Here is an 8,691-nt window from a genome sequence, read left to right as displayed (position 1 = left end):
GGGGGCGGTCAGCGCCACCGGCTGCAAGGATTGCCCGCGTTGCGGACCGGCGCCGGCCAGCGCCGCCACCTGATTGCGCAACTGCGCCAGCGTGGTGTCGGTCTGGGTCAGTTCCACCTTGCCGGCGGCCAGCGACGATTCCGCCTGCTTGACTTCCACCTGCGTGTCCAGCCCGGCCGTGTAGCGGCCCTGGGTCAGCGACAGCACCTCGGCGCGCTGGGCCAGCACGCGGTTGAGCACGTCGCGCTGGGCAAAGGCGTTTTGCAGGTTGAGATAGGCGCGGACCATTGCGCCCGCCAGCAGATTGCGCGCTGCCTGGGCGTCGGCCGCGGCGGCGGCCTGTTGTGACACGGCAGCCTGCAGGCGCGAGCGGTTCTTGCCCCAGAAGTCCAGCTCATAGCTGAAGTCCAGCGCCAGCCGGTTGTCGCTGACGACCGAGCCGCCCATGGGCGACGGGTAGATGTAATCCTTCGACAGGTGCTCGCGGGTCAGCGTGTAGTTGGCGTCCACCCGGGGCAGCAGCGGCGCGCGCGCGATGCCGACGGCGGCGTTGGCCTTGGCCAGGCGGGCCTGCGCGGCGCTCATCGAGGGGTTGTTGGCCAAGCCCTCGTCCAGCAGGGCATTGAGCTGCGGGTCGCCGTAGCGCTGCCACCATTGGGTGTCAGGCCAGGCGGTGTCCTGGCTGGTCAGTCCCAGCTTGGCTCCGTCCAGCGTCGCCACGGGCTCGGAGCCGGATTCCATCAATGCGCAACCGCTCAGGGCCAGCACCAATACGGTAGTGAGAAGGCGTTTCATCCTGACTGTTTGCTGAAAGTAGTTGATTAATCTGTATTTGCCTAGGCAATTATTATGCCAAATAAAACCCCGCAAATCGGGGTTCGTTGGCGGCCCTTAACGGTTTTGGGGAGCTGACGAGGCGGAACCGTTGGCGATCATCCGGCGCAGCAGGTGCTTGAGCTGCGCGACTTCGTCGCTGGAGAACCCGCGCAGGTGGTAGTTCAGTACCCTCGCGATATTGGGTGGGATCGCGCGCGCCTTGGCCTCGCCGATCTCGGTAAGTTCGATCTTGACGACCCGGCGGTCCGTCTGACACCGATTGCGGCGCAGCAGGCCCTTGGCTTCCAACCGGTCCAACGCACGGGTCATGGCGCCCGTGTCCATGCCAGTGAGTCTGGCCAACTCCGCGGGGGTATCGGCGCGGCCCTGGAAAACCAGAAGGACGGGACGCCATTGCATCGCCGTGAGTTCCAGTGGGGCCATTTCCTGGTCGAGCATCCGGTTCAGGGAATTGGAGACCAGTTTGATCAGGAAACCGGCGTTTTCATCCATCACGCAGCTGGCTTCTGCACGGTAATGGACGGGGCCGTCGGACGGAGTAGGGGGAGGCGCAGCAGTCATATACGCCGAATTTTACTGCCTAGTCAGTTATTGTCAAGGCTGCATCTTTGCCGGCCGGTCAGGCTGCGCAGCCGCTGGCGCCTGCTTGCGCAGGCCCGACCAGACGATGGCGGCCACGATCAGGGCGGCGCCGGCCATCATGCGGGGCGTGGGCTCCTGGCTGAACAGGACCCAGGCGAAGCCGATGGCGTAGACGGGTTCCAGCGCGATGACCAGCCCGGCACTGCGGGCGTTCAGCCGTGTCAGGCTGGACACGAACAGGTAGTGCGACAAGCCCGTGCAGAAGATACCCAGCAGCGCCAGCCAGAACCAGTCCAGCGCAGGCAGCGCAGGCAGTTGGGACACGGCGAAGGGCAGCATCACCAGCGCCACCACCAGGTTTTGCCAGCACGCTACCTGCATCGGGTCCATGCCCGAGGCTGAACGGCGGTTGCTCAAGGCCAGCAGCGCGAAGCTCAGTCCCGACAACAGGCCCCAGGCGAGACCGATGGTGCCCTGGTCGGCCAGGTCGAACGACGGCGTGACCAGCACCAGTCCGGCGGTCACCAGGCCCAGCAGCAGCCATTCGGTGGGGCGGATGCGTTCACGGAACAGCAGACCCTCGAACAAGGTGATGAAGGCGGGGAAGCTGGCGAAGCCCAGCGTGGCGATGGCGATGCCGCCTACCTTCACGGCGATGAAGAAAGTGACCCAGTGTCCCGCCAGCAGGGCGCCCGACACCACCAGCACGAACAGCTGCGCGGGCGTCAGGGCGCCGAGCAGCGGCTTGCGGCGCATGCGGGCGAACAGCCCCAGGGCGAGCACGGCGAATATGGCTCGGCCCAGCGTGATCAGGGCGGCGCTGGCCTGGATCAGTTCGCCGAACACGCCGGTCAGGCCGAATAGGACGGCGGCAACATGGATGTAGGTAAGGGCGCGGTGTCGGGTCATGCGTAAGACAGGAATATGGCCAGGAAAGCGCAGGCAAAGGCGTGCGGTGTTTTTGCACTGAACTTAAAATCATCGCATGAATCGCCTTGCCAAGCTTTTGCCGTCCTTCCGTCCTTCCAGCCGCGCTGCCGGCTTCTTGCTGGCGACCCTGGGCGCGGTCCTGTTTTCGGCCAAGGCCATCGTGGTGAAGTTCACCTACCGCTACGGCATCGACGCGGTCACCCTCATCGCCTTCCGCATGCTGTTCGCCATGCCGTTTTTCGCCGTGGTGGCCTGGCATCAGTCGCGCCGCGCGGCGCGCGGCGAAATCCCCGTCATGACCTGGAAGGAACGCGCGCAGGTCTGCGTGCTGGGCCTGCTGGGCTACTACCTGTCCAGTTTCCTGGACTTTCTGGGGCTGCGATACATCACCGCCAGCCTGGAGCGCCTGATTCTGTTTCTGTCGCCTTCGCTGGTGGTGCTGCTGTCCGCGTTCTGGTTCAAGCGTCCGGTCGAGCGCCGCCAGTGGCTGGCCATGGCGCTGTCCTACGCCGGGGTGGTGCTGGTGTTCGCCCATGACCTGTCCTTTGGCGGCGGCGAGGTGCTGTTAGGGTCTTTGTTCGTTTTCGGATCGGCCGCAAGCTATTCTGTGTACCTGATCTGTTCGGGAGAACTGGTCAAGCGCTTGGGCGCGACGCGTCTGGTGGCGTATGCCATGCTGGTGTCCTGCGTGGCCTGCATCATCCAGTTCTTTGTCGTGCATCCCCCGGCCATGCTGATCCAGCCGGCCGGGGTCTATGGTTATTCTGTGATCCACGCCACGCTGAATACGGTGGTGCCGGTGTTCATGCTGATGTGGGCGGTAGCGCTGATCGGCGCACCCACCGCATCGCTGTTGGGCATGATGGGGCCGGTATCGGTGCTGTTTCTGGCGTCGTGGTTCCTGCAAGAGCCCATCACGGTGTGGCAGATGGCGGGGACCGCGTTGGTATTGGCTGGCGTATTCGCGCTGATGGGGGGCGGGGCCGGCAGGCTGGCGTCCGCCAGGCAGGGCGAGGTCCGGCCATCGCGTTGAATCTGGTTTTTCTTGTTCAAGGGCCGCAGACAGGCCCTCGTTAGCATTTTTTCCAATGAAAGGAGGCCAGCATGGCCAGCAATCTCGTCAAGGCAATTCGTATCGAGCAGCACGGTGGTCCTGAAGTCCTGAAGCTGGTCGAGGTCGAAGTGCCTCCGCCCGCCGCCAATGAAGTCACGATCGAGCAGCACGCCGCCGGCTTGAACTTCATCGATATCTATTTCCGCACGGGCTTGTATCCCCATCCGCTGCCGCATGGTCTGGGCTTCGAGGGCGCGGGTGTGGTGACCGCCGTCGGCGCCGAAGTCACGCATCTGAAGAAGGGCGATCGCGTCGCCTACGGCCAGAGCCCGATCGGCGCCTACGCCAAGGCGCGCAACGTGCCGGCCGCGCAGGTCGTCAAGGTGCCCAAGGGCATCGGCTTCGACGAAGCCGCAGCCCTGATGCTCAAGGGCCTGACGGTGCAGTACCTGTTCCGCCAGACCTACCGACTGCAAGGCAACGAGACCATTCTGTTCCACGCGGCCGCCGGCGGCGTGGGCCTGATCGCATGCCAATGGGCCAAGGCCCTGGGCGTGAAGCTGATCGGCACCGTCTCCAGCCCCGAGAAGGCCGAGCTGGCCCGCGCCAACGGCGCTTGGGAAACCATCGACTACTCGCGCGAAAACGTGGCCGAGCGCGTGCTCGAACTGACCGGCGGCAAGAAGGTGCCGGTGGTGTATGACGGCGTGGGCAAGGACACCTGGGAAACCTCGCTGGACTGCATCGAGCCGCGCGGCCTGATGGTGAGCTTCGGCAACGCGTCCGGCCCCGTGTCGGGCGTCAACCTGGCGACGCTGAACCAGAAGGGCTGCCTGTACGTGACGCGTCCGTCGCTGGGCCTGCATGTGAACACGCTGGCCAAGTTGCAAGCGGCTTCCGAGGAACTGTTCGACCTGGTCCTGAAGAAGAAGATCAAGGTCCGCATCGACCAGCGCTATACGCTGGAGCAGGCCGGCGAGGCGCAGACCGCGCTGGCCGGGCGCAAGACCACCGGCGCCACGGTGCTGATGCTGGACTGATCCGGAAAACGCGATGCGTGGAGCCCGCGAGGGCTGCTGCGCCAGGCCCGGCACCGCGCTGCGCGCGTTGCCGGGCTTTTTTTCCAGGAGGCATCCTGGGGCGAAAGCCCTGTCGGGGGACAGCAAGCCCGCATGAGCGGGCGCGGCGCAGGGGCCTTGCCCGTTCCGCCGTGCGCAGAATGACAAATCGCCATGCACGGTCCGACAAGCCTTCCGGGAATGCCGTTGCTATCCTGGCTTCAACCATTTCGTTGGAGCTTCGAATGTCTTCAGCAAGCGCTAGCGCCGCCGGCCTCGCCGGTTCTGATCGCCCGGAACTGGGCGCCATCCGCGAATCCATGTTCATCGACGGCAAGCCGGTGCGCGCAGGGCAGGGCGCGCCCATCGCCGTCCATGATCCCGCCACCGGCGAGGTCATCGCCCATCAGCCCGACGCCGGGCCGCAGCAGGTGGACCTGGCGGTACAGGCCGCCAGACGGGCGTTCGAATCCGGGCCGTGGCGCGACATGCTGCCCGCCGGACGCGAACGCCTGTTGCTGAAGCTGGCCGACCTGGTCGAACAGCACGGCACGGAACTGGCCCGCCTGGAGACCCTGAACAACGGCAAGTTGCTGGGCGTGGCGCAAGGCCTGGAAGTCGGCTCGGGCGCGCAATGGCTGCGCTACATGGCGGGTTGGGCCACCAAGATCACCGGCGACACGCTGTCGCTGTCCATACCGTTTCCTCCCGGCGTCCGGTATAGCGCCTATACCCTGCCGCAGGCCGTGGGCGTGGTGGCGGCGATCATTCCATGGAATTTCCCGCTGCTGATGGCGATCTGGAAGATCGCGCCCGCCCTGGCCGCGGGCTGCACCGTGGTGCTCAAGCCCGCCGAGGAAACGCCGCTGACCGCGCTGCGCCTGGCCGAATTGGTATTGGACGCGGGTTTCCCGCCGGGCGTGGTCAACGTCGTGACCGGCCGCGGCGAGACCGCTGGCGCCGCGCTGGTCGAGCATCCCGGCGTGGACAAGATCGCATTCACCGGATCGACCGAAGTCGGCAAGCTGATCGGCCGTGCCGCGATGGACGACATGAAGCGGGTATCGCTGGAACTGGGCGGCAAGTCGCCCGTGATCGTGCTGGATGACTGCGACGTCGACCGCGCCGTGCAAGGGGCAGCTGCCGCCATTTTCTTCAACCAGGGGCAGGTGTGCACGGCAGGCTCGCGCCTCTATGTGCAAAAAGGCTTGTACTCCAAGGTCGTGGAGGGACTGGCAGACCTGGCCGCCGGCATGAAGCTGGGTTCGGGATTCGATCCTGCCACGCAGGTCGGCCCGCTGGTATCGGCCCGCCACCAGAAGCGCGTCATGGATTACATCGGCGTCGGGCGCAGCGAGGGCGGACGCGTGCTGGCGGGAGGAGACAGCGGCAGCGGCGCCGGCTACTTCGTGCAGCCCACCGTTTTTGCCGATGTGCCGCAGGGTGCGCGCATCGCCCGCGAGGAAATCTTCGGCCCCGTCGTGGTGGCGCAGCCATTCGACACCCTGGACGATGCCGTGCGGCTGGCCAACGACAGCGTCTACGGCCTGGGCGCCAGTCTCTGGAGCAACGATCTGGGCCGGGTGCAAAGCCTGATTCCGCGCATCGACGCCGGAACCCTCTGGGTGAACACGCACAACATGCTGGATCCCAACATGCCCTTCGGCGGATTCAAGCAATCCGGCATCGGCCGCGAGCACGGCCGGGCCGTGCTGGAGATGTACCTGGAGCGGAAATCGGTTTGCATCGCTTACTAGAACAGTGATCGCGCGGTCCAAGCCGGGACATACCGGCGGCCGCGCCATCATGAAACCAAGGGGAAGTGCATGGCAGGCAAGACAGATTGCCGGGCCCGGAGACGCGCGGCGCTGTTGCTGGCGTGCGCGGGGGCGTCGCAGGCGGCATGGGCGGGAGACCCCAGCGCGCGCGATTGGATACCCGCGCCGGTGGGCACCAACATCATCGCCGGGTACATGGCCGGACTGAGGTCTTCGGGCCTGTATGCCGAAGGCAAGCGCGTGGACGGCGGGTCGGTCGACGTGAACACGCTGGTCTATCGGCAGATGCACTATCGCGATTTCTACGGCAAGACGGTGCAGCTCGAATTCATCGTGCCGATGGTTCGGACCTCGCAGGACCTGCCGGGCATGGCTGGCGACCACCAGACCGGTATCGGCGACGTGACGCTCGGTTCGGCGATCTGGCTGTACAACAACCCGCAGACCAAGACCTGGTTCGCCTGGGAACCGTTCGTCGTGGCGCCGGTGGGCCGCTACGACGGCTCGCGTCCCGATGTGTCGCCGGGCAAGAACCGCTGGTCCACCGTCCAGGATTTCTCCTTTGTGCAGGGCTTGGGCGAATCGACCTACCTCGAAGCCATCGCGGAAGTGGAGATCTACGGCCGCAATACGGACTGGCATGGGCAGACGCTGAAGAAGGATCCGTCGTTCCGGTTCTTCGCCCTGGCTTCGACCAACCTGACGCCGGATACCTACACCGGCATCCGCTACCGCTATGAGACGGGCGGGCGCGAAACCTCGTCCGGCGAGACCGTCGCCACGCGGGCGCGCAATCACCAGCTGGCCGTCGAACTGACGCATCAGATCAACGACGCCAACCAGATTCAGATGCAGTACATCCACGACCTGAAGGTCGAGAACGGACCGCGGATGCGTGGCGTGCAGTTGCGCTACGTCTATGCGTTCTAGGGGAACCGGATCATGAGACCAGGAGACTATCGATGAACGCGCTACGCGTCAGATCATGCGCATCGCGGGCCGGACGGTGGGCGCTGTGCGCCGCGCTGGCGGCCGCGGCGGGCCTAGCCCGGGCGGACCTGCCCATAGAGGAACTGAAGGGCGGCACGCGCCTGCCGCCGGCCACGCCGCACCGGCTGTATGTGATGGACGCCGTCTTCAATCACCTGGTCGACAGCCGGGTCAACATCTATGACGGCGACACCCTGAAGTTCCTGGGTCTGGTGCCCACCTCGTTCAACGGCCACATGGCCGTGTCGGCGGACGGCAAGGACATCTACGTCATGACGACCTATTACGAGCGGCTGAACCGCGGCAAGCGCACCGACGTGGTGGAGGCCTGGGACGCTGAAACGCTCACGCCCAAGTACGAGGTGCCGATCCCGCAGAAGCGCGCGCAGGCGCTGAACTACCGCAACTACCTGCGGCAGAGCACAGACGGAGAACTGCTGTTCGTGCAGAACGCCACGCCCGCGTCTTCCGTCACGGTGGTGGACTTGAAGACGCGCCAATTCGCGGACGAGGTGACCGCGGCGGCGGGCTGCTGGAGCATCATCGTGCTGCCTTCGCGTCCGCGCAGCTTCGCCAGCATCTGCGGCGACGGCGCGCTGCTTACCGTCGACCTGGACCCGGCCGGCAAGCCGGCCGGGCAACAGCGCAGCCAGCCCATGTTCGATCCGGAAAAGGACCCCATCTTCACGCACACGGAAAACCTGGGCGATACCTACTACTTCGTGTCCTACAACGGCAATGTCTACAGCGCCGATTTCAGCGGCAAGGACGCTGTGTTCGGCAAGCCTTGGTCGCTGCTGGACGCATCGGGCAAGGACCAGGGCTGGCGTCCTGGCGGCTACAACCTGCTGGCCGTGAACCAGGCCAGCAAGCGGTTGTACGTGGGCATGCATCCGAACGGGGCCGAGGGCACGCACAAGACGCCGGCCGCCGAAATCTGGGTCTACGACCTGGCCACGCGCAAGCGGGTAGCCCGCGTGCCGGGTCAGAACGCCTTGGCGATGTCGGTATCGCAGGATGACCAGCCGCGGCTGTACACCATCGACGGCGGCAACGTGAATGTCTATGACGCCGCCCCGGTCGCGCCGGTCCTCAAGGGCACGATCCAGGCCGCGGGCGAAACCGCGCTGCAGGTCGAGCCGCAGCCGCGAGGTGCACGATGAACGATCCCGTGCTGCTGTATGCCGCGAGCGCGGCGCTGGCCTGCGTGCTGCTACTGGGCGCGCTGGAGAAGCTGAAGGACATGGCGGGCTTTGCCGCCGTCGTGTCGGCCTACCGGATCCTGCCTGCGGGATGGAGCGGCGCATTCGCCTGGACCTATGCATTGACCGAGGCGCTGGCGGGAGTCTTGCTGCTTGCGCCGTCCTGGCAGGCGGCGGGCGCGCAACTGGCGCTGCTGGTGCTGGCCGCGGCCACGCTGGCGCTCGCCTTCAACCTGCTGCGCGGACATCGCGACATCGAT

General features: G+C 65.7%; 9 protein-coding genes. 6 read left to right on the top strand and 3 right to left on the bottom strand.

From position 1 onward, the window contains the following. From VIR09_RS28205 to VIR09_RS28195, 3 genes are all read right to left on the bottom strand, one after another. Positions 1 to 795: TolC family protein (locus VIR09_RS28205; protein WP_332015869.1), on the bottom strand; the 795-nt coding region annotated here is incomplete at its 3' end. A 96-nt stretch (positions 796 to 891) separates the two neighbouring features. Next, on the bottom strand, positions 892 to 1,398 hold the full coding sequence (locus tag VIR09_RS28200) for a MarR family transcriptional regulator (RefSeq protein ID WP_332015868.1): 507 nt from the start codon (positions 1,396 to 1,398) through the stop codon (positions 892 to 894). 33 nt (positions 1,399 to 1,431) lie between these two features. Further along, positions 1,432 to 2,328, bottom strand: coding sequence for a DMT family transporter (locus VIR09_RS28195; protein WP_332015867.1), 897 nt, complete (start codon positions 2,326 to 2,328; stop codon positions 1,432 to 1,434). Positions 2,329 to 2,404: 76 nt separating this feature from the next. Between VIR09_RS28195 and VIR09_RS28190 the strand changes: the two genes are divergently transcribed. The 6 genes from VIR09_RS28190 to VIR09_RS28165 all read left to right on the top strand — a co-directional run. Beyond that, complete coding sequence (locus VIR09_RS28190; protein ID WP_332015866.1) at positions 2,405 to 3,382, top strand: DMT family transporter; 978 nt, start codon at positions 2,405 to 2,407, stop codon at positions 3,380 to 3,382. Positions 3,383 to 3,453: 71 nt separating this feature from the next. Further along, the gene (locus VIR09_RS28185) at positions 3,454 to 4,443 is read left to right on the top strand and encodes a quinone oxidoreductase (RefSeq protein WP_332015865.1); all 990 of its coding nucleotides are present in this window, start codon (positions 3,454 to 3,456) and stop codon (positions 4,441 to 4,443) included. Positions 4,444 to 4,706: 263 nt separating this feature from the next. Beyond that, positions 4,707 to 6,218, top strand: coding sequence for a phenylacetaldehyde dehydrogenase StyD (styD, locus tag VIR09_RS28180; protein ID WP_332015864.1), 1,512 nt, complete (start codon positions 4,707 to 4,709; stop codon positions 6,216 to 6,218). A gap of 69 nt (positions 6,219 to 6,287) precedes the next feature. After that, on the top strand, positions 6,288 to 7,169 hold the full coding sequence (locus VIR09_RS28175; protein ID WP_332015863.1) for a transporter: 882 nt from the start codon (positions 6,288 to 6,290) through the stop codon (positions 7,167 to 7,169). A 32-nt stretch (positions 7,170 to 7,201) separates the two neighbouring features. After that, positions 7,202 to 8,392, top strand: a complete 1,191-nt coding sequence (locus VIR09_RS28170; protein WP_332015862.1) for an amine dehydrogenase large subunit — start codon at positions 7,202 to 7,204, stop codon at positions 8,390 to 8,392. Continuing rightward, positions 8,389 to 8,691, top strand: a 303-nt coding sequence (locus VIR09_RS28165; RefSeq protein ID WP_332015861.1) for a MauE/DoxX family redox-associated membrane protein, incomplete at its 3' end; no start/stop codon positions are given. The genes VIR09_RS28170 and VIR09_RS28165, both read left to right, overlap by 4 nt.

The sequence above is a fragment of the Achromobacter sp. genome (genome assembly GCF_036567245.1).
Classification (GTDB): Bacteria; Pseudomonadota; Gammaproteobacteria; order Burkholderiales; family Burkholderiaceae_B; genus Achromobacter.
This window is presented reverse-complemented; position numbering and strand designations above follow the sequence as displayed.